The sequence below is a fragment of the Candidatus Pelagibacter sp. HIMB1715 genome (assembly GCF_052047595.1).
Taxonomy (GTDB): domain Bacteria; phylum Pseudomonadota; class Alphaproteobacteria; order Pelagibacterales; family Pelagibacteraceae; genus Pelagibacter.
This window is the reverse complement of the sequence record NZ_JBNAJY010000020.1, coordinates 20,693-39,757: the sequence shown is the minus strand read 5'-3', so window position 1 is coordinate 39,757 and position 19,065 is coordinate 20,693. Positions and strand designations below refer to the sequence as shown.

General features: G+C 29.4%; 20 protein-coding genes. 9 read left to right on the top strand and 11 right to left on the bottom strand.

What is annotated here, in order from left to right:
* The 4 genes from ACTTAY_RS05800 to ACTTAY_RS05785 form a co-directional block, all read right to left on the bottom strand.
* A partial coding sequence (locus tag ACTTAY_RS05800; RefSeq protein ID WP_440672704.1) for a CHASE2 domain-containing protein occupies window positions 1-1,085 on the bottom strand: 1,085 nt, incomplete at its 3' end.
* Window positions 1,086-1,763 (bottom strand): hypothetical protein, encoded by a 678-nt coding sequence (locus tag ACTTAY_RS05795; protein WP_440672703.1) that lies wholly within the window; start codon window positions 1,761-1,763, stop codon window positions 1,086-1,088.
* 63 nt (window positions 1,764-1,826) lie between these two features.
* Entirely contained in the window at window positions 1,827-3,323 is a 1,497-nt protein-coding gene (locus tag ACTTAY_RS05790) for a FecR family protein (RefSeq protein WP_440672702.1), read from the bottom strand.
* Window positions 3,320-4,627: a hypothetical protein gene (locus ACTTAY_RS05785; RefSeq protein ID WP_440672701.1), complete on the bottom strand. Its 1,308-nt coding sequence runs from the start codon at window positions 4,625-4,627 to the stop codon at window positions 3,320-3,322. Before ACTTAY_RS05785 ends, ACTTAY_RS05790 begins: the two co-directional genes overlap by 4 nt.
* 118 nt (window positions 4,628-4,745) lie before the next feature.
* Between ACTTAY_RS05785 and ACTTAY_RS05780 the strand changes: the two genes are divergently transcribed.
* On the top strand, window positions 4,746-5,144 hold the full coding sequence (locus ACTTAY_RS05780) for an ATP-binding protein (RefSeq protein WP_440672700.1): 399 nt from the start codon (window positions 4,746-4,748) through the stop codon (window positions 5,142-5,144).
* A gap of 40 nt (window positions 5,145-5,184) precedes the next feature.
* Here ACTTAY_RS05780 and ACTTAY_RS05775 read toward each other — a convergent pair whose 3' ends face one another.
* Complete coding sequence (locus tag ACTTAY_RS05775) at window positions 5,185-5,679, bottom strand: type II secretion system protein (protein ID WP_440672699.1); 495 nt, start codon at window positions 5,677-5,679, stop codon at window positions 5,185-5,187.
* Window positions 5,680-5,808: 129 nt separating this feature from the next.
* On the opposite strand from ACTTAY_RS05775, the gene ACTTAY_RS05770 reads away from it, so the two are divergent.
* Window positions 5,809-6,147 (top strand): heavy-metal-associated domain-containing protein, encoded by a 339-nt coding sequence (locus ACTTAY_RS05770; protein ID WP_440672698.1) that lies wholly within the window; start codon window positions 5,809-5,811, stop codon window positions 6,145-6,147.
* 16 nt (window positions 6,148-6,163) lie between these two features.
* On the opposite strand, the gene ACTTAY_RS05765 is transcribed toward ACTTAY_RS05770, so the two are convergent.
* From ACTTAY_RS05765 to ACTTAY_RS05755, 3 genes are read right to left on the bottom strand one after another with little or no spacing between them, the layout of a single operon-like run.
* A complete protein-coding gene (locus ACTTAY_RS05765) occupies window positions 6,164-6,871 on the bottom strand; it encodes a glycosyltransferase (protein ID WP_440672697.1) in 708 nt (235 codons plus the stop codon).
* Window positions 6,871-7,533: a hypothetical protein gene (locus ACTTAY_RS05760; RefSeq protein ID WP_440672696.1), complete on the bottom strand. Its 663-nt coding sequence runs from the start codon at window positions 7,531-7,533 to the stop codon at window positions 6,871-6,873. Before ACTTAY_RS05760 ends, ACTTAY_RS05765 begins: the two co-directional genes overlap by 1 nt.
* Window positions 7,533-8,477 (bottom strand): mitochondrial fission ELM1 family protein, encoded by a 945-nt coding sequence (locus ACTTAY_RS05755; protein WP_440672695.1) that lies wholly within the window; start codon window positions 8,475-8,477, stop codon window positions 7,533-7,535. Before ACTTAY_RS05755 ends, ACTTAY_RS05760 begins: the two co-directional genes overlap by 1 nt.
* A gap of 21 nt (window positions 8,478-8,498) precedes the next feature.
* Here ACTTAY_RS05755 and trxB point away from each other — a divergent pair, with 21 nt between their 5' ends.
* Window positions 8,499-9,443, top strand: coding sequence for a thioredoxin-disulfide reductase (gene trxB / locus ACTTAY_RS05750; protein WP_440672694.1), 945 nt, complete (start codon window positions 8,499-8,501; stop codon window positions 9,441-9,443).
* 41 nt (window positions 9,444-9,484) lie between these two features.
* Window positions 9,485-10,507 (top strand): NAD-dependent epimerase/dehydratase family protein, encoded by a 1,023-nt coding sequence (locus tag ACTTAY_RS05745; RefSeq protein WP_440672693.1) that lies wholly within the window; start codon window positions 9,485-9,487, stop codon window positions 10,505-10,507.
* Between the two features lie 3 nt (window positions 10,508-10,510).
* On the opposite strand, the gene ACTTAY_RS05740 is transcribed toward ACTTAY_RS05745, so the two are convergent.
* Window positions 10,511-11,164: an NAD(P)H-binding protein gene (locus ACTTAY_RS05740; RefSeq protein WP_440672692.1), complete on the bottom strand. Its 654-nt coding sequence runs from the start codon at window positions 11,162-11,164 to the stop codon at window positions 10,511-10,513.
* 3 nt (window positions 11,165-11,167) lie between these two features.
* The gene (locus ACTTAY_RS05735; protein ID WP_440672691.1) at window positions 11,168-12,355 is read right to left on the bottom strand and encodes a pyridoxal phosphate-dependent aminotransferase; all 1,188 of its coding nucleotides are present in this window, start codon (window positions 12,353-12,355) and stop codon (window positions 11,168-11,170) included.
* 36 nt (window positions 12,356-12,391) lie between these two features.
* On the opposite strand from ACTTAY_RS05735, the gene uvrB reads away from it, so the two are divergent.
* From uvrB to pgsA, 5 genes are read left to right on the top strand one after another with little or no spacing between them, the layout of a single operon-like run.
* Window positions 12,392-14,566, top strand: coding sequence for an excinuclease ABC subunit UvrB (gene uvrB / locus ACTTAY_RS05730; RefSeq protein ID WP_440672690.1), 2,175 nt, complete (start codon window positions 12,392-12,394; stop codon window positions 14,564-14,566).
* Window positions 14,548-15,300, top strand: a complete 753-nt coding sequence (locus ACTTAY_RS05725) for an SDR family oxidoreductase (protein ID WP_440647058.1) — start codon at window positions 14,548-14,550, stop codon at window positions 15,298-15,300. Before uvrB ends, ACTTAY_RS05725 begins: the two co-directional genes overlap by 19 nt.
* Window positions 15,297-15,722, top strand: coding sequence for a dihydroneopterin aldolase (locus ACTTAY_RS05720; protein WP_440654787.1), 426 nt, complete (start codon window positions 15,297-15,299; stop codon window positions 15,720-15,722). The genes ACTTAY_RS05725 and ACTTAY_RS05720 overlap by 4 nt, the downstream gene beginning before the upstream one ends.
* Complete coding sequence (gene uvrC / locus ACTTAY_RS05715; protein WP_440672689.1) at window positions 15,709-17,544, top strand: excinuclease ABC subunit UvrC; 1,836 nt, start codon at window positions 15,709-15,711, stop codon at window positions 17,542-17,544. The genes ACTTAY_RS05720 and uvrC overlap by 14 nt, the downstream gene beginning before the upstream one ends.
* Window positions 17,545-17,546: 2 nt before the next feature.
* Window positions 17,547-18,131, top strand: a complete 585-nt coding sequence (pgsA, locus tag ACTTAY_RS05710) for a CDP-diacylglycerol--glycerol-3-phosphate 3-phosphatidyltransferase (RefSeq protein WP_440672688.1) — start codon at window positions 17,547-17,549, stop codon at window positions 18,129-18,131.
* On the opposite strand, the gene ACTTAY_RS05705 is transcribed toward pgsA, so the two are convergent.
* Entirely contained in the window at window positions 18,128-19,009 is an 882-nt protein-coding gene (locus tag ACTTAY_RS05705; protein WP_440672687.1) for a branched-chain amino acid aminotransferase, read from the bottom strand. The two genes, pgsA and ACTTAY_RS05705, sit on opposite strands and share 4 nt — an antisense overlap.
* Window positions 19,010-19,065: the final 56 nt, after the last annotated feature.

Here is a 19,065-nt window from a genome sequence, read left to right as displayed (position 1 = left end):
ATTGAATAAATCGGTTTAAAATAATTCGCAATAACCAAAATCACTATCAAACTGATCAATAAAATAATGTTTTCAGCAATTTTAGTTACATAATTAATTTTCAAAAAATCTTTAGATAAAATATTTTCAATTATATTTGCATGTACTTGTACACCTGGAACAATTTTGCCTGTTGGTATTTTAACTAAATCAAAAACACCCTCTGCAGAAGATCCTATTAAAACAATTTTGTTTTTTAAATTTGTTTGATCAAAATTATTCTCATAAATATCTGATGCTGAAACATAGGTATTTGTTGGTATTTTTTTAAATTTAACAAAGTTTAATCCGTTTTCATTAGTTAAAAAATTTGTACTTCTTGTTTTTATTAATTGAATTCCGCTTTGGTCTGTTTGAATAAGATAACTTTTCTCTTTGTTGTAAAGTCTAACAGCTTCAAGTGATAAGGAAGGAATTATTTCGTTATCAATGTTTAAAATTAAAGGTACATATCTTAGTATTCCATCCTCGCTATCTATAATTGAGATTGATCCTAGTCCTTTTGCTGCATTATTAAATTTATCTAAAGAAGAGATATAACCTTGATAATTATATAAATAATTTAAGGGATCTTCGCCTTTTGTAATAATATTAGCTTTAGGCGAAAAGTTATTTTTTTTAACCTCTTTTGTGGCTCCAACTATGGGCAAAATAACATTGCTATTTTTTATAGAACTTAAAAATAATTCATCGCTATTAAGTATATTTTCACTATTAAGATTGAATTCTTTAAAAATTTTTACAGGATTTTGTGTATCCTCCTCACTAAAAAAAATATCAAATGCAATAGCAGAGACTTCTGCAGAATTTAGATTTTCTAAAATTGTTGAATAAATATCTCTTCTCCATGGAAATTGTCCAATTTTTTCTATACTTTTTTCATCTATATCTACAATTACGACTTTATTAGTTGAAAAATCTTCTTCAAAAATATTTTGATAAAGATCATAATTCAAAAAACCAATTCTTTTCTTTAAATTAGTTTCAAAATTATAAATTATAATTAAAAAGCAGATTAGTATTAAACTAAGAATTTTTTTATTCACCTAAACTTTTACTTTTTCATTAATGGGAGCAAAAAATATCATTTTACCTTCCGGCAATTTCCATCTTGGTTCTCTTCCTAATTTATTTTCGATAGATTTAATATTATCATCATAATGATTTAATGGAACATTATAAGGTGAGTCTTTAATTGTTTGATTTTTATCTATTACCACTGGTGAATGGTATTTAGTTTGAAGGTTTTTTAATTCTTCCATTTTTGAATTGTAAATCACTGTATTCCCATAACAATTACAAACATAAGTTCTGTCATAATTTTCTTCATATTCAACATAAGTAACTGTACCTCTAATACCAATGGTACCTCTCGGAGTTTTAATTTGTAACTCTGATGATTGTTTACCAAACACTCCGTGAAAACTACCTTTTACAAGTTCTTGAATTTTATTTTTGAAAAATTTTATTTTTGAATTTGGTCTAATTAAAAAACCGTTTTGATAATTTTGTACCAATGCTAATTCACTTTTCGTCTCTAATTCACTTAAGTTATCAAAATTAATTTCTGAATTTTTATCAATTTTTTGACCATTAATAATAATTTCCCCATAAATTAATTGATTTGTATCAGAATTTGCTTTTGCAAAATTTATAAAAAAAGTTGATAGTGCTATCGATCCACAACACTTACAAAAATCTCTTCTGCTAATTTTTTTAAACATTTCAAATATTACAATTTAAATATTTGATGTTTTTAATTGTGCTCCCTAAAATGGGGGGTCTAATTAATCTTTTTTAGGCGTAATTCCAGTTCTTGAGAAACTTAATTGATTAACCATTGAATTTGTATTGTCTATATTTTCAACTACTAAATTCATGTGCCCAGCGTACGCAATTGGATCATTATTTATTCCAGATCCAAGTTTAATATTACTTGAGGTGAATTCGTTATTTAAAAAATATGAATTAGTACCGCTGTCTACAAAATCTGATTTATTATCAGAATCTGCCGCTTGTGGAGTTCCTGAAAAATTAGTGTTGTCTGCAGAAGCATTTCCATTACTTGCAATAATTACATTTTGATCAGCTTCTACATTTGACGATGAACTTGTATAACTATGCTCTTTTGAAATATCTGAAAAAGTTCTGCTTGAATCTGATCCTAAAGCAACTGTTCCAGAAACTGTTTGTGTGATTGTTTTAGCAGCAAAGTCAATTACCACAGTTGAGTCGATAGTTCCACTTCCTGAGCCAGTAGCAGCTGCTCCATTAATTCCTGTTGCTTGATAAGTATAAGTTCCTGATGATATACCCGCAAGATCAGCATAAGTTGAATAGCCCTGGTCAGTTCCTCCATATCTAGTGATCATAGCAACGGCATCACCGAATTCACCGTTTGCAATTACAACTTTATTTGCCTCACTTTCGCTCTCGAATTCTTCTTTATATTCATCACCAAATAATTCCTCAACACTTACTCCTAACGCTGCAGATAAGGTTTCTGCAGTTGCGCCACCATCTTCCTTCTTTAAAACGATATCAATTACTTCAGCAACTAATTCACTTCCACTTTCTTTTCCAGATATAAGCAGTCCTTCTTTTACAGCTTCTTGAATTTGTTCATCTTCAGAAATCTCATTTCTAGCCTCAAGTATTCTTACAAAATCATTAAAATCTTGTTCTGAAATCACAATAGGTTCTTGAGGAGCTTGATCTTGACTAAATTGCGTAAATAAAAAAGGTTGATCTAAAATAACACTGCCAAATTGGTTAAAAACCTCAACTTCTCCTGGTCTTAAACCTAATGTGTTATTTGGTCCAGGCCCGATTAGAAGTATTTTGCTATCACCATCCTCCTCATTTACTAAAGCCTGAAATTCAGTTCCTCTAGTTCCAATAGTTCCAGCAGGTGTTTTTACTACTAAGTCTTCAGGGTTAGTTTCACTAATTTTACCTGATAAAACTTTGATACTACCTTGCTTTATTGTAGTTGTTATTTTGCCTTCAAAGTCACCGGGATTAAATACAAATTCATCAATTATAAGTTCAGTTCCTGCTCCTATCATCATAACAGTTTCATCTAACAATATAATTTGAGATTTTGAATTATCCCCTGCAATAATAGTATCGTTAAAATAAATTGGATCCCCAGCACTTAAGGTTCTATTGTCGTTAGTTTTAACCTCACCAATTGCTAAAGTAACTGTACCGATTACCTGTTTTTGTGCAAAAAGCTTGCTAGGCAAAAGTAAGATCAGAATTATTAAAAATATTTTTTTCAAAAGTTTATCCTTTTTGTTAAACCTATATTATGAATTTCTTTTTCATAATTATAATTTAAGATGTTAGATGTACTATCAATTTTTGAAAAAGAAAGATTATAATAAATATCTTCAAAAAATTTAAATTTGTTTAAGAAGTATAAATTAACCAATTCTCCATTTAAACTAATTGAGGTCGTATCTAATTCATCATCTCGGACAGTGCTGGAAAGTACAAATGTATCTGCTATTTCATATTCATTTTCTGTAAAAGATTTACTAAAATTGAATGTTCCAAAATCAAAGTATCTAGAATAACTAATTAAATATTTTTCCTGTTTATATCCATATTGATCAGCGATTGCCTTAGATTCTCCATCTTTATAATCAAATAAAAATTTATTATTGGAGAAAATAAATTCGTAACCAATGTTACCTGATACAAAATAATTATTTTTTTCTCTAGTTGTAGAAAAAGTATTGTTCTGATTATAAGTATTTTTTGTATAATTTATCCCACCAATTAAAAAATGATTTTTATTTATTGAATACTTATCCCGTAATCCAAAATTGATAGTATTGATATCTGCTTGGTTTCTATAGTTAGATTTATTAAAACTAAAAGTTGTGCTTAATAAGTTTTTATCTTTAAAATAATTATGATTTAAAAATACTGAATTTAAATCTTTCTCTTCAGATTTGTCTTTATTTTGATTTGTATCTGATAATCCAATATTAAGATTAATATTTGAATTATCACTTAGTTTTTTAAAACCACCAATTCTAATACTTGGTATTTCTAATGTATCGTTTTCAATTTCATTAGTTGCGTAATTACTAATAGAATCGCTTACATAGAATGTGCCTGAATCTGATAAATTATTGATATTGGTGTGATAAGTATGACTTAAAGAAATATCAATATATCCATTCCACTTATTTTCATTTGCATTAGCTGTGTTATTTAGATTTTGTAAAATAATATCTATCTCAGCATTAATTTCTGCTGTTAATTGTTCACTGTTCTTTATTTCATCAATTATTTGTATAGTTCTCTCAACAGAGTCTATCCTCAAAGAAATGGACAAGTAATACATTTTAAGATCAATATTTTCTGGATATAAACTTGTTAATCTTTCAAGTGTTGAAATTACAGACTTAAAATTCCCTAAATCTTCCTGTTCTTTTGCGTATTTTAAATTTAATTTTAAATCGTTTGGATTTTTTAAAATTTGTTCAAAAGAAATTTGTGAATTAGCACTAACTACATTAAAGAAAAAAATTAAAATTAATAAGTAAGTGTTGTTTCTTGGAACTTTTTTCATGATTGTTTGAATTTGATCATACGTCTAAATCTAAAAATAATTTAAGCAATAGCCCCATTTTGGGTAACCATTTAGACTAAAACCTTTTATAATTATAAAAATTAAGTACTTTTAACATATGAAAAAATCTTACCCCGCAACATTAAGCAATCTTAAAAAAATAAGAGCTACAATTAAAGATTTTCTGAAAATTTACGAAGTAGATTTAAAAATAATTAAAAATATCCAGCTTGCAGTTGATGAAGCTGTCACAAATATAATTAAACATGCTTATAAAGGAGAAAACAAAAACAACATTATCAAAATTGAACTAGAGTTAAAAAATAAAAAATTTCAAATTCACTTATATGATAATGGGATTAAGGTTAATAAAAAAAATATTAAACCTAGAAGTCTGGACAATATAAAACCAGGAGGCTTGGGTATCTACTTTATAGATCAATTAATGGATGAAACCAAATATTTGAAGTCAAATAAGTGGATTAATCATCTTGTGTTAAAAAAAAATATTATTTAGGCGTATAAATTATATATACGCCTAAATATTAGAAATTATATTAAGTTGCTGAACTAATAGTCTGAGCTAGGATTGTATCACCAACATCTTGTTTAACAGTGCAATCTCCGTCATCAGCACAAAAAATTGTAATTCTACCATCTGAATCTGGATCAGTTGTAGCGTCGTCTACTGCTTTAGCATATGTTCCTGCTGCCTCATCTTGAGCATAAGGGTTTTTATATCCTAAGCCATTAGTAGCAGTTAAGTATGATGCTATATTTGTATCAGTTGATGTATCAACACCAGCAGAGCAAGTATCTTTAGTAGCGCCCTCTGGCCAAGCAAAATTACCTGATCCCAAAGAACATTTTGCCATTTCAGCATTAATCATACTTACAGTTTGAGAAAACTGAGTTCTTGCAGCTTGTTCTTTAGCACTATCAGTGTATCCAGTATAAGCTGTGATACCTACCGCAGAAAGTACCCCAATAATTGCGATTACAACAAGTAATTCAATTAATGAGAAACCTTTTTTTGTATTTAATTTTTTCATTTCTCTCCTTAGTATTTTGTTAACAAAGTGATGAAAGTATAAGTAATAATTAAAAATTAAAATAATCATAAGCCCCAAAATGGGGGTCTTTTAAAGTTAAATTTTTGTGATTATTGTAAGTTAACAATCATGAAAAAAATACTTTTTACTATTTTAGTTCTAACTACGTTTATACAAAATTTAGCTAAAGCTGAAGTTGCAATGATAGGTGTTGTTGACGGCATGGTGTGCATGGCATGCCAGGCAAAAGTAGAAAAAGAACTTAAAGCTGCAACAGGTGAAGGTAATGTTGAAGTATCATGGCCTGAAGGAGTTGCGTTTATAAACTTTGAAAATACTCCTAATTTTTCAGAGGATGACTTTAAAAAAGTTATTGAAGATGCTGGTTTTGCGGTTGGTAAAGTTGCAACTTTAAATGAGAAAATTATTGATCCTAAATCTGGATTGATTTCTCTAAATAAATTTTAACTTTAACAATAATATTTTATCTAAAATTTTTATTTATAAGACTTCTAAAATAAAATTGAAGTAAAACTAACAGAACTTTGTAACTCATTTTACTTTTACTATTATATCGCCTGTTAAAGATAATTTTTAAATCTTTTGTCTTTAAAACTTTTCTTGAACTAATCAAAAAATCAGCTAGAATTTTAAAACCTTTGCCAAACATAAATTTTTTGTTTTCAAAATAAAGTGTTTTTTTAAACAGAAAAAAACCACTCATAGGGTCATTTGTTTCAATTCTAAAAATCCTAAAGAAAAAAATTAAAATAATAGAAACCAATCTTCTAACCTCTGATAATCCTTTATTTTTTCCTGATAAAAGTTCCCTAGATCCTATTACTATATCTAATTGATTATTTTCAAATAAACTAAACATAGGATTAATATATTTGGGGTGATGCTGAAGATCACCATCCATGATTAATATATTTTGATAATTTGCTTTATGAATTCCATCAAAACATGATTGAGTAAGATCTCTTTTTTTTCTCCTAATTATTGGATTAAAAAATTTATACTTTGAGTTTAATTTGGCAAAAATTTCCTTTGACTGATCTATAGAATTATCATCTACAAAAATAATTTCATATTTTAATTTTTTTACATTCTTAATAATTTTTTTTGTAAGTGGAATTATATTTTTTTCTTCATTCAGTACAGGAATAATAATACTTATTTCATGTTTCATTAATTTACTTTCCAGTCGGTCTGGAAAGTAACGTAATTGACTTGTAAACATCGTCTTTCTTTAAGAATGCTCTTTTTTTCCATCCCATGCCAAGTATTTGGTCCGCTAGTAAAAAGATAACCGTAGTTATTTCTGTAAGGCAATGTTTTAACCTTCTCTAATTTTTCATCATAAAAATCAGTCCCTAAATCTTCAGATTCGTTTGTTTTATTAACAAAAATTAATCCAGACATTAATTTTTCTTTAATATCACAGTGAGGTTTCAGCCAAAATCCCTCTCTATCACAAATCACTTCTACTCTTACATATGAGTTTGATAAATCTTTATTGATCATTTTAGATATTATTTCATATGTTTCTTTTGACTGTAGCTCATTTATAAATTTTACAAGATTTGGAAACTGTGAACTATTTTCTTTAGTGACAAAACATCTAAATTTAATTGCTTTACCACCAGAGGAAATACCCTCCCTAAACTCTGCAGCGCCACCATCTATTGCTCTAGTTCCATCATAATTTAAATTATGCTGACTTAAATCTGGAATATCTGCTTTAACAATCTCTTCAATAGCACCGTCGGATAAAGCATTGCTATATTCCCAATGATCAAATGGTGTTTCATATTTTTTTGAATTATTTTTTATAGAATTTAAGAATGACATTAAGATTGAATTTTTTCTTTTATTATTTTTGCTACTCTATTCGTTTCATCTAGTTTTTCATAGTTCCAATTTTCAATTTCCTCACCTAAGTTTCTAGTGATATTTAGTTCTCTAAATAAATTTCTAAATCTTTGGAATCTTTTGTCATTCTTTTTTGGTAAAATATTAGCAACATAGATTGGTTTACCTGTCAAAGCAGCTTCAGAGATCATGGAGCTAGAGTCACATGTAACAACTATATTTTCAGATAAAGCTAAAGCAGATAGATATGCCTTTTTATCTACATCCATAATCACTGTGTGGTTTTCTCCAAAAAACTCTTTTGCATAATGAATAGTATTTATTGGGGTTCTCATTGATGGAATTACTACTAATTGGAAATCATGTTTCTTCATTAATTTATAAAACATTGAGAAAATGTGTTTCATATTTTTAGTTGAATAATCATAATATTTTGTTGGTCCTCCCATAATTAAGCACCAAATTTTTCTTTCGTCTTGTTTGATAAAAGATTTTAAATAATCTTTATTTTCTTTAATTTCTTTCTCTGAAAGATAATGAATAGCTCCCTTTGTGCTAATAACATTTTCACCTTTAATTCCATCATGTTCTGGAGCAACAATAAAATCGAAATGATTAAAATCTATTTTTGGATCTTGGATATGAATATTAAATATTTTTTTTTTAGAAATACTTTTTAAGTGAATAGATGGAATTACACTCTTTCTTCCACATGAGATTATTAAATCAAAATCATAATCTTCAATCTTTTTATAAACATTTTGAGAAATTGGAGTAAATTTAGGTGAAACAAGTTTCCAAATATTGTTTAGTTCAACCTTGTGGTGTGTAAAATCTATATCAAGCGCTTTTGCAAGTCCCTCGACTTGACTAATCATTCCATGCATACCTTGAGTTAATAATAAACCTTTTAATTTAGACATTTATCACTATATAGCTTTCATATGAGTCAAAATCCAACTAAACACACAAAAGTGTTAATAATTGGATCTGGTCCTGCCGGATATACAGCAGCTGTTTATGCTGCACGAGCAATGTTAAATCCTATTCTTGTTCACGGCGCTCAGCCAGGTGGACAATTAACAACGACAACTGATGTAGAAAATTTTCCAGGATTTGCAGAAGTAATTCAAGGACCTTGGTTAATGGATCAAATGAGAGATCAAGCAAAAGCTGTTGGAACAGAAATGATTGAAGATCATATCGGCTCAGTAAATTTAAAATCTACACCATTTGAAGCTGTCGGAGACAGTGGTCAAAAATATACTGCAGATAGCATAATTATTTCAACTGGCGCTCAAGCAAGATGGTTAAACATTAAATCTGAACAAGAATTTAGAGGATTTGGAGTTTCAGCATGTGCTACATGTGATGGTTTCTTTTTTAAAGACAAAGAAGTTGCGGTAGTTGGTGGTGGTAATGCTGCGGTAGAAGAAGCTATGTTTCTTACAAAATTTGCATCAAAAGTAAAATTAATTCATAGACGAGATAGTTTAAGAGCAGAAAAGATGCTTCAAAAGAAATTGATGGAAAATAAAAAAATTGAAATTGTTTGGGATTCTGTTGTTGAAGATGTTTTGGGTGATAGTGAACCCAAAAATGTTAAGGGTATAAAAATTAAAAACTTAAAAACAGAAAAAACAGAAGAAATAAAATTAGATGGGTTATTTATCGCTATTGGTCACGATCCAGCAACACAGCTATTTAAAGATCAATTAGAAATGGATAAAGAAGGTTACTTAATTACAAAACCAGATTCTACAGAAACAAATATTCCTGGAGTTTATGCTGCAGGTGATGTTAAAGATAAAACTTTTCGACAAGCAGTTACAGCAGCTGGTATGGGGTGTATGGCTGCATTAGAAGCAGAAAAATTCTTATCTCATTAGTTTGAGATTACAATTAATAACAAGTTAAATGGAGAAATGTTATGACTGATAAAGTGCTATTAACTGGAATAAGTGGATGGATAGCAAAACATACTGCAATAGAATTATTAAATTCAGGTTACGAAGTTTTGGGTACTGTTAGAAGTGATGATGTAATTTCTCAGACAAAAGAAACAATTAGCAAATATGCTTCGATAGATAAGTTATCTTTTATTAAACTTGATCTTTTAAGTTACGAAGGTTGGGAAGAAGCTGCAGAGGGATGTAAATATATAATTCATATGGCTTCCCCTTTTCCTATGAAGGTTTCAAAAAATAGAGAAAATTTAATCCCAGTTGCAAAAGATGGAACTTTAAGAGTTTTAAACGCTGGCATAAAAGCAAATGCAGAGCAATTTGTGGTTACATCTTCGATAGCAGCAATGTTTAGAAAGCCCAATAGATCAAATCCTTATTCATTTAGTGAAAATGATTGGACTGATGAAAATTGGGTTGAAGGAGTTAATGATTATTTTCTATCAAAAACAGTTGCTGAAAAAGCAGCCTGGGAATTAATGGAAAGTAATGGAATTAAAAATAAACTAACTTGTATAAATCCTGGTGGTGTATTTGGAGATGCTTTGGATACTAAAGGTGGAACCTCGATTGAATATATAAAACAATTTTTAAAAGGTAAGTTTCCAGCAACTCCTAAATGGGGAATATTAATATCCGATATTAAAGATGTTGCAAAATCTCATGTGGCTTGCTTGGGAAACTCAAAAGTTGGCGGCAGAAGATTAATTATTGGTAAAGAAGTTAAAACACTACTTGAAACATCAAAAATTTTAGCTGAAGCATTACCAGAGTATGCAAAAAAACTACCTAAAAAAACTTTACCAAATTTTATGGTTAAGTTTATTAGCATGTTGGACTCGAGCGCAAAAACTATGATACCTGATCTTGAACTAGAGATGAAACCAGAGACAAAATATGCTGAAGAATTAATTGGTTTTGAGTTTAAACCAGCAAGTGGTGCTTTGGTTGATGCAGGAAAATCAGTAGTTAGATTAGGTTTAGTATAAAGTTTATTTTACTAAATCTGAAATTTGATCTGACTCAAAGATTTTTTGATCAATATTATTATTCGCAAGTTTAATCATAGCTTTTGCAATTGTTTCTGAATGAATTGATCTCATTTTCTTTAATGGTCCAACAAATAAAGGGTTAAGAAGCTTAAAAATTATTATTCCTATTTTCTCACCCAATCTAAATTCTTTTCTGTTACCTAATATAAATGAGGGTCTCATAATTCCTATTTTAGAAAAACCTAAACCTAAGATCTCTTCCTCTACAAGGCCCTTATATTTTAAATAATCTCCTGAACTTTTGGAATTTGCATATCCTGAAGATACAAAAAAATAAGATTTAACATTGTTAGATTTTGTAATTTGGGCCACTTGTTTTGGGATATCTAATTCAATTCTTTGATATTCATTTTTATCAGGAGAATTTTTTTTTGTTGTCCCAATACAGAAAAAACATTCATCTCCCTCAATTTCTTCTTTGTGTTTTTCTAAATTATTAAAATCAGTTTGAATTACTTCAATTTTTGAGTTGTTTATTTGAATTGAAGAACGCGTAAATATTTTAATTTTAGAGTAACTATTATTCTGAATAAGTTGATTTAAAACATGTCCACCAACTAATCCCGTTGCACCAAATAGTAATGCTGTTTTCACTTATTAAGAAAGGCTTTCACAAAAGGATTTTATTCTATCCATTGCTTTCTTCAAATTTTGCATTGAAGTAGCATAAGAAATTCTAAAGTATCCATCTAAACCAAATGCAGAGCCTTGTACTACTGCAACATTCGATTGTTCAAGTAGTTTTTGAACAAATTCTGTATCTGTTTTCAATTTAGTTTTTTTATTCAGCAATCCCTTACAACTTGGAAATACATAAAAAGCTCCGTTAGGGGTTAAACAATTTATACCATTGATGCTATTTAAACTTTTAACAACAAAATCTCTTCTTTCTTTGAATGCTTTAGATCTTTTTTTTATAAAACCTTGGTTGCCATTTAAAGCTTCAACTGCAGCAGCTTGACTGATTGATGATGGGTTTGATGTAGATTGAGATTGAATTTTACCAATTGCTTTAATTATATCTTTTGGCCCAGCGGCATACCCTATTCTCCAACCTGTCATTGCATACGATTTACTAACCCCATTCATTGTCAAAGTTCTATCTTTTAACTTTGAATTTTGAGCAATCGTATAAAAATTAAAATTATCATATGCTATATGTTCATAGATATCGTCACTTAAAATATGAACTTTTTTATTTTTAATTAAAACTTTAGCTAAATCTTCAATTTCTTTTTTTGAGTAGCCTGCTCCAGTTGGATTTGAAGGTGAATTTAAAATCACCCATTTTGTTTTTTTAGTAATAGCTTTTTTTAATTTACTTGGAGTTAGTTTAAATCCTTCTTCTTCTGTACACTTTACTATCTTTGGTTTACCGCCCGCTAATAAAACCATATCAGGATAAGAAACCCAAAAAGGTGCAGGAATAATTACTTCATCACCTTTATTCAAAGTTGCCATGAAAGCATTATAAAGAACTTGTTTTCCACCAGTTCCAACAGTGATTTGATCTGTGGTGTAATTAATTTTATTTTCTCTTTTAAACTTATCTACGATTGCTTTTTTTAAAGCAGGTTTTCCATCTACTGCTGTATATTTTGTGTCTCCACTTTTGATAGCTTTAATTGCAGCATTTTTAATATTATCTGGTGTATCGAAATCTGGTTCTCCAGCTCCAAGTCCAATTACATCTTTTCCTGCAGCTCTAAGTTCTCTTGCTTTTTGAGTAACTGCAATAGTTGGTGATGGTTTAATTCGTTTTAAACTGTCTGATATTATGCTCATTGAAATATAAATAAATTCTAATACGCTGTTTAATATATGGAAAATACTTATCAAGATTTAATTACAGATATTCAGAGTAAAAATCCAAAAATTGGTGGAAAACTCGAAGGTGGAAAAAAATTCAAAATTAAATCTGATTTTAAACCTGCAGGTGATCAACCGGAAGCTATTAAAAAATTAGTAAACGGTGCAAATAAAGATCAATTTAATCAAGTATTACTTGGAGTTACAGGATCTGGAAAAACTTTTACAATGGCAAAAGTTATCGAGGCTACTAATAGACCTGCATTGATACTTGCTCCAAACAAAACGCTAGCAGCACAACTCTATGGAGAAATGAAAACATTTTTCCCAGATAATGCAGTTGAATATTTTGTTTCTTATTATGACTATTACACTCCAGAGGCCTATGTTCCAAGATCTGACACTTACATAGAAAAAGAGGCATCAATTAATGAGCAGATTGATCGAATGAGACACTCAGCAACTAGATCTCTTTTAGAAAGAGATGATGTTTTAATTGTAGCAAGTGTTTCATGTATTTATGGATTAGGTTCTGTTGAAGCGTACAGTAAAATGACTCTAACACTTCAAAAAAATTATGAATACAACAGAGAAGAAATAATTAAATCTTTAGTTGCTTTACAATACAAAAGAAATGATCAAAATTTTTATAGAGGAACATTTAGAGCAAGAGGAGAATATTTAGAAATATTTCCCTCCCATCTAGAAGATAGAGCTTGGAGGCTTTGTCTATTTGGAGATAAATTAGAGCAAATTGAAGAGTTTGATCCTTTAACAGGAGATAAAGTTAGAGAGCTAAGTTTAGTAAAAGTCTATGCGAATAGTCATTACATAACTCCTAAACCCACAATCGAACAAGCGGTCATTAATATTAAAAAAGAATTAGAAATAACTTTAAGAAAACATAGAGCAGAAAATAAATTATTAGAGGCTCAAAGGTTAGAAGAAAGAACTAAGTTTGATTTAGAAATGATTGAAGCAACTGGTTCTTGTGCAGGAATTGAAAACTATTCAAGATTTTTATCTGGAAGAAAACCAGGAGAACCTCCTCCTACTCTATTTGAATATTTTCCAGATAATACATTAATATTTGTTGATGAATGTCATGTAACTGTTCCACAACTTAATGGAATGTACAAAGGAGATAGATCAAGAAAAAGTACTCTTGCAGAATATGGTTTTAGACTGCCATCATGTATGGATAATAGACCATTAAAGTTTGAAGAGTGGGATTTAATGAGAACTCAAACTGTATTTGTATCTGCAACACCAGGACCATGGGAGTTAGAACAAACAAAAGGGAAATATATTGATCAGGTTATTAGACCAACTGGACTAATTGATCCTGTAGTTGAAATTAGACCTGCAAAAAACCAGGTAGATGATTTGATGCATGAGTGCAAAAGAGTGATTGAAAACAATCATCGAGTTTTAGTCACAACTCTTACTAAGAAAATGGCAGAGGATTTAACTGAATATCTTCATGAAAATGGAATTAAAGTTAGGTACCTTCACTCAGATATCGATACTTTAGAGAGAATTGAAATAATGAGAGATTTAAGAATGGGTGTATTCGATGTTTTAGTTGGCATTAATTTATTAAGAGAAGGTCTTGATATACCTGAATGTGCATTAGTTGGAATTTTAGATGCAGACAAAGAAGGTTTTCTAAGATCGGAAACATCACTCATTCAAACAATAGGAAGAGCTGCAAGAAACGTGGACGGAAAAGTTATTTTGTATGCTGATAAAGAGACTAAAAGTATAAAAAAGGCAGTTGCTGAAACAGATCGAAGAAGAAATATTCAAATAGCTTACAATAAAAAACATAAAATAAGTGCTACATCAGTTAAGAAGGAAATAAGTGACATTTTAGAGAGTGTTTATGAAAAAGATTATGTAAAAATAAGCGAAGGTTCTAATGTTGGTGGCAACTTAAAGAAACATCTTAAAGCACTAGATAAAAAGATGAAAGAAGCTGCATCTAATCTTGAATTTGAAGAAGCCGCTAAAATTAGAGACGAAATAAGAAAGTTGGAAAGTAGTGAATTAGAAATTACATTAAATCCAAAAATAAGGCAGTATGATGTAAAAAACAAACTTTATCCAAAAGGTCGATCAACAATGGGAATGCCTGGAACAAAAGTTACAAAAAAAAGAGATAAAAAATGGAAGCACGGAAAATAATTATTACAGGTGGAGCAACAAGAATTGGTGCTGCAATTGCAAAAAAATTATCTGGTCCCAATAAAGAAATTCTCATTCATTTCAATAAATCAAAATTAAAAGCTGAGAAGTTAAAAAAAGAACTATCAAATAATGGTACTAAAGTTTACTTGGTTAAAGGTGATTTGAGTAAAGAAAATGATGTAAATAAAATTGTAAAATATGCAAAATCGAAACTTAAATACTTTGATTGTCTAATTAATAACGCTTCTTTGTTCGAAAATGATAAATTGGAGAACTTCACAACAGATAGTTGGGGGCAACATTTAAGAACAAATTTACGAACACCAGCATTGTTATCAAAAGAGTTTGCAAAAAATGTCAAAGGTACAAATAACAATATAATTAATATTATTGATCAAAGAGTTTTTAAACTAACTCCGTATTTTTTTTCTTACACGATTAGTAAAACTGGACTTTATACTTTGACTAAAACTAGTGCTATGAGTTTAGCTCCAAAGATTAGAGTAAACGGCATTGCACCTGGGCCTACTATTAAAAATCAAAGACAATCTGAAAAACATTTTAGAAAACAGTATTTAGCAACCCCATTAAAAAGGCAGGTGGATGTTGAACAAATATGTAATGCTGTTGACTTTTTTATAAAAAATATATCTATTACAGGTCAAGTTTTAGCAATAGATAGTGGACAAAATTTAAACTGGCAAACGCCAGATATAATGGGCAAAGAATGAAAAGAAGTAATTTTAAGATTGTAAGAATAAATAAAAATAAAAGTCTTTTTAATTACGAAAAGAAAATTCTAATTAATGAACTAATTTTAAATTTAAAACTTGGCTATTATGACTTTGAAAAGAAAAAGCCTCAAAAAGTCAAATTTAGCCTAGAAATTGATTACGAGGATAAAAAGCCATCAAGTGATAAAGATATAAAATCGATTGTTAATTATGGAACAATTGTAAAATTAATTACAAAACTCGTTAAAAAAAAACATTACAACTTTCTTGAAACATTAGCTGAAGCCGTATTTGATGAATTATTCAAAGATCAAAGGATTGCTAAAATAATGTTGAAAATTGAGAAATTAGAAATTCTTAAGCAATGTTCATCAGTTGGTATTCAAATTACCAAAAAAAGAAGTCATGATAAGCTCTGAAATAGGAAAAGAGGTAATTAAAAAAGAGCTCTCGCTAGTCCCTAAACTTCCTGGTGTCTACAGGATGCTAAATGAAAAAAATGAAATTCTTTATGTGGGAAAAGCAAAAAATCTTCCTAATAGACTTAAAAGTTATGTATCTGAAAAAAATCATATAATTAGAACAGAGAGAATGTTATCTCAAACTAGAAAATTAGAGATAACAACTACTTCAAATGAAAGTGAAGCTCTACTCCTAGAAGCAAACCTAATTAAAAAATTTAAACCAAAATTCAATATTTTATTAAGAGATGATAAGTCATTTCCATTCATCTTTATTGGTAACAAAGATAAATGGCCACAAATTAAAAGACATAGAGGAAAAAAGACAAAAGAAGGATTTTATTTTGGACCTTTTGCATCAGCAGGTTCAGCTAACTGGACTATAAAGATGATCCAAAAAATTTTTCATCTAAGAGTTTGTGATGATACTGTTTTTAAAAATAGAGAAAGACCTTGTATCCTTTATCAAATAAAAAGATGTTCCGGACCATGTGTTGGTTATGTTGAAAAAAATGATTATCAACAAACAGTTGATGATGCCATTGAGTTTGTCTCTGGGAAATCAAGGAAAATTCAAAAAAATCTTTCAAGTCAAATGGAAAAAGCAAGTGAGGAATTAGATTTTGAAAAAGCAGTAATTTTAAGAGATAGAATTAAAGCTTTAAATATTATTCAATCTTCTCAAAGAATTAATGAGGCAAACTTAGTAGAGGCAGATGTTATTGCTGGATACAAAGAGTCTGGCAAAACTTGTATTCAAGTTTTTTTTTATCGTTCAAAACAAAATTGGGGTAACCAAGCTTTTTTTCCAAAACATGACCCAGATGAAAAATTGGGAGATATTTTAAATTCATTTGTTTCACAATTTTATGAAAATAAAAGTGTGCCTTCCGCAATAATTTTATCTGAGGAAATAAAAGAAAAAGTTTTAATTGAAAAAACTTTAACTCAAAAAGAGGGAAAACAAATTAACATTAGTGTTGCTAAAAAAGGTTCAAAACTAAAAGTAATTAATCAAGCAATAAAAAATGCAAAAGACAGTTTGAATAGAAAACTTTATGAAAGTCAGAATAATCGAGAACTTTTTGATGAAGTTGCAAAAAAATTCAATCTTGAAACAAATATAAATTTAATTGAGGTTTATGATAACAGCCATATCCAAGGAACAAATAGTGTTGGAGCTTTAATTGCTTATGGTGATGAGGGATTTATTAAAAAAAGATATCGAAAGTTCAATATCAAGCACAAAAAAAATGAGCAAGATGATTATGGGATGATGAGAGAAGTATTAAACAGAAGATTTAAACGTGCTGTTCAAGAAAAAGATAATTATCTCACTTTTCCTGATTTAGTATTAGTAGATGGAGGAAAAGGACAATATTCAGTAGCTAGAGAAAGTTTAAATGAATTGGGGCTTCACGACATTCCAATTATTGCAATAGCAAAGGGTAAATTTCGTAATAGTGGAAATGAAACATTTTTTCACAATGGAAAAGAATATAAATTCTCAAAAAATGACCCCACTCTATTTTTCCTTCAAAGGATAAGAGATGAGTCACACAGATTTGCTATCAGTGCCCACAGAGCAAAGAGAAAAAAAGGAATTAGCAAATCTTTACTGGACCAAATTGAAGGTATCGGAGCAATTAGAAAAAGAGCACTGTTAAACCATTTTGGGTCAGCAAGATCTGTTGAATCTGCTAGTTTAGATGAAATTAAATCTGTTGAAGGTGTTGAAGAAAAAGTAGCAAAAAAGATATATAACTTCTTTCACGAATAATTATGTTAAAAAAAATTCCAAATATTCTGACAATAGGGAGAATAATAATTGTACCCTTCTTTGTTTTAGCATTTTATCTTCCAGGTTTTTATGGTGATTTAACAGCTTTAATATTATTTATAATTGCTTCATTTACAGATTTTTTAGATGGCATGTTAGCTAGAATGTTGGGGCAAGAATCTAAATTGGGAGAACTATTAGATCCAATTGCAGATAAAATTATAGTCGCTACAGCTCTAATTTTACTGGTGATGGATGGAACAATTAGAAACTATGAAGTTATTGCAGCTATAATAATATTAACTAGAGAAATTTTAATTTCAGGATTACGAGAATTTTTAGCAAAAGGTCAGATCAAACTTCCAGTTTCAAATCTTGCTAAACTTAAAACAGTATTACAAATGGTTGCTATTGGTCTTCTGCTTTCAGGAGATACTGGAAATAAAATAATCAGCTTTGAAAATTATAATGCTCAAACTATTGGGATTATTCTTTTATGGTTATCAGCTGCGCTTACTTTGTTTACAGGTTATGATTATTTACGAAAAGGTATTGATCACGCAATATCAGAAGATAACAAAGATTAAGCTGCTTTTTTCTTTCTCACCAGCGCTTGATAGCTTTCATTGAGATCAATAATAGTTTCACAAACTTTGAATTGATTTTCTGCAATACAAGATACAGGTGTAACTTCAGCAGCAGTTCCTGTTAAAAAGCATCCTACAAAATTAGGAAGTTCTGTTGGACTAATTTTTCTTTCATGCACTTTTATATTTTTTGATTTTGCAATTCCAATTACAGTCCTTCTTGTAATTCCATCTAAGAATGAATCTGGGATTGGTGTGTGAATTTCTCCATTATTATCTTTAAAAAATACATTTGCCCCTGTTGCTTCAGCGATATTACCTTCATGATCTAACATTAAAGAATCTGAGTAACCTTGTTTTTCAGCTTCATGTTTTGATAATGTGCAAATCATATACAAACCTGATGCTTTAGTGTCCCAAGGTATAGTGTTAGGAGCTGGTCTTCTCCAGTTTGAAATATTTAATTTAATGCCTTCGACTTTTAGTTTTGGATCAAAGTAAGATCCCCATTCCCAAGTTGCAATCGCAACATGAATTTTTGTTTGTTGTGCTGAGATAGCCATCATTTCAGTACCTCTCCAAGCTACTGGTCTTACATATCCATTTTCTACATTCTGAGTTGCAATTATTTTATTTGAAGCAGTATTTATTTGCTCTTCAGTATAAGGAATTTCAAAACCCATTCTTCTAGCAGAATGAAAAAATCTAGATGTATGTTCCTCTAATTTAAAAATAGAGCCATCATAAACTCTTTCACCTTCAAATACACAGCTCGCATAATGCAAACCATGACTTAACACATGGAGTTTTACATCTCCCCAATCAACAAGTTCATCGTTGTACCAAATTTTTCCAGATCTTTTATCGTACGGTATCATTAGTGAAAATATTTTAAAATATCAGTGAAAAATATCTTTGTATCTTTGATATGTCA

Bases quoted from the DNA above. Each gene is read 5' to 3' on its own strand.
- ACTTAY_RS05785 (WP_440672701.1), bottom strand. From the start codon at position 4,627: ATGAAAAAAGTTCCAAGAAACAACACTTACTTATTAATTTTAATTTTT.
- trxB (WP_440672694.1), top strand. From the start codon at position 8,499: ATGAGTCAAAATCCAACTAAACACACAAAAGTGTTAATAATTGGATCT.
- uvrC (WP_440672689.1), top strand. From the start codon at position 15,709: ATGATAAGCTCTGAAATAGGAAAAGAGGTAATTAAAAAAGAGCTCTCG.
- ACTTAY_RS05770 (WP_440672698.1), top strand. From the start codon at position 5,809: ATGAAAAAAATACTTTTTACTATTTTAGTTCTAACTACGTTTATACAA.
- ACTTAY_RS05795 (WP_440672703.1), bottom strand. From the start codon at position 1,763: ATGTTTAAAAAAATTAGCAGAAGAGATTTTTGTAAGTGTTGTGGATCG.
- ACTTAY_RS05755 (WP_440672695.1), bottom strand. From the start codon at position 8,477: ATGTCTAAATTAAAAGGTTTATTATTAACTCAAGGTATGCATGGAATG.
- ACTTAY_RS05705 (WP_440672687.1), bottom strand. From the start codon at position 19,009: ATGATACCGTACGATAAAAGATCTGGAAAAATTTGGTACAACGATGAA.
- ACTTAY_RS05720 (WP_440654787.1), top strand. From the start codon at position 15,297: ATGAAAAGAAGTAATTTTAAGATTGTAAGAATAAATAAAAATAAAAGT.
- ACTTAY_RS05735 (WP_440672691.1), bottom strand. From the start codon at position 12,355: ATGAGCATAATATCAGACAGTTTAAAACGAATTAAACCATCACCAACT.
- ACTTAY_RS05775 (WP_440672699.1), bottom strand. From the start codon at position 5,679: ATGAAAAAATTAAATACAAAAAAAGGTTTCTCATTAATTGAATTACTT.
- ACTTAY_RS05780 (WP_440672700.1), top strand. From the start codon at position 4,746: ATGAAAAAATCTTACCCCGCAACATTAAGCAATCTTAAAAAAATAAGA.
- ACTTAY_RS05725 (WP_440647058.1), top strand. From the start codon at position 14,548: ATGGAAGCACGGAAAATAATTATTACAGGTGGAGCAACAAGAATTGGT.
- ACTTAY_RS05765 (WP_440672697.1), bottom strand. From the start codon at position 6,871: ATGAAACATGAAATAAGTATTATTATTCCTGTACTGAATGAAGAAAAA.
- pgsA (WP_440672688.1), top strand. From the start codon at position 17,547: ATGTTAAAAAAAATTCCAAATATTCTGACAATAGGGAGAATAATAATT.
- uvrB (WP_440672690.1), top strand. From the start codon at position 12,392: ATGGAAAATACTTATCAAGATTTAATTACAGATATTCAGAGTAAAAAT.
- ACTTAY_RS05760 (WP_440672696.1), bottom strand. From the start codon at position 7,533: ATGTCATTCTTAAATTCTATAAAAAATAATTCAAAAAAATATGAAACA.
- ACTTAY_RS05745 (WP_440672693.1), top strand. From the start codon at position 9,485: ATGACTGATAAAGTGCTATTAACTGGAATAAGTGGATGGATAGCAAAA.